At 31.7% G+C, this 1071-nt stretch carries 2 protein-coding genes; both read right to left on the minus strand.

Going from position 1 to position 1071, the window contains the following annotated elements; translation table 11 throughout:
* The coding region (locus CI949_RS20815) for a type IV pilin protein (protein ID WP_290769954.1) at positions 1 to 430 on the minus strand (430 nt) is incomplete at its 3' end.
* A 187-nt stretch (positions 431 to 617) separates the two neighbouring features.
* On the minus strand, positions 618 to 1071 hold a 454-nt coding region (locus tag CI949_RS20820; RefSeq protein ID WP_290769955.1), incomplete at its 5' end, for a type II secretion system F family protein.

A 1071-nucleotide genomic window follows, 5' to 3' on the forward strand; every position in this document is an offset into this window, starting at 1 on the left:
CGCTAGCTAGGTCTTGAAAGGAGTGGGAATTGGCTCCGCTAGTATTTAAGCTACCATTTGAAATAGTATATTCTACACCATTAACTTTAGCAGTAATGGAGTATGAAGTGCCACTAACATTTAAAGAGTAACTACCACTAGTTCCAGTAACATCTCCACTCAATGTAACCCCATTTAAATTATTTAATTCATTAAATGCTTGAGTCGATGTAAAATTCGATAAATCATCATTTTGAGCTAAATGAGCTTCTAACTCAGTTAATAAAGTTCTCATATTGGCTTTAACTACTTCTTCATTTGCTGTACCAGTTAAATCACCTAAGTTTGGGATTGCTATAGCTGCCAGAACACCTAAAATCACAATAACAATCAATAATTCAATTAAAGTAAAACCTTCATTTCCACTAAAAATATCTCTTATTTTTTTCATATCTTCTTCCTCCTATTTTTGTTTTAAAATTTAATAAAACTCTTTCAACTACAGGTCCTCTTGTTTTCAGCCCCACCTCCTCAAAATTCAACAAACATTTTTCGTATTGTTCAATTATTGCATTATAAAAAACAAATAACAATTAAGTGAGCTACATAAATTAGTTTTCGTTAAATAATACTCTGATTTAAAAACTACTGTAAATACTAAACAGTGGTAAAATAATAGAAGCAACAATTCCACCAACAATTACGGCTAAGATAATTATCATTACCGGTTCAATTAGAGAAATACTGCCCTCAATTGCATTTTCAACTTCCAGGTCATAATAATCGGAAATTTTATTTAACATATCCTCTATATTACCACTCTCTTCCCCAACTTTAAGCATCTGGACCACCATTGGTGGAAATTCTCCACTCTGACGAATTGGTTCCGAAAGTGTTGATCCCTCTCTAACTCTCATTCTGGTTTCTAATAAAATATCAGCAAAAACTTCATTATTTACAACTTCTTCAATAACAGGCAGTGCATTGATTATATTAACTCCACTTTTAATTAAAAGTGCCATAGTGCTGGCAAATCTTGCTATTACAACTTTTCTAATCAAATCTCCTATAACAGGAATTTCCAATAATAAC

The sequence above is a fragment of the Halanaerobium sp. genome, assembly GCF_003070835.1.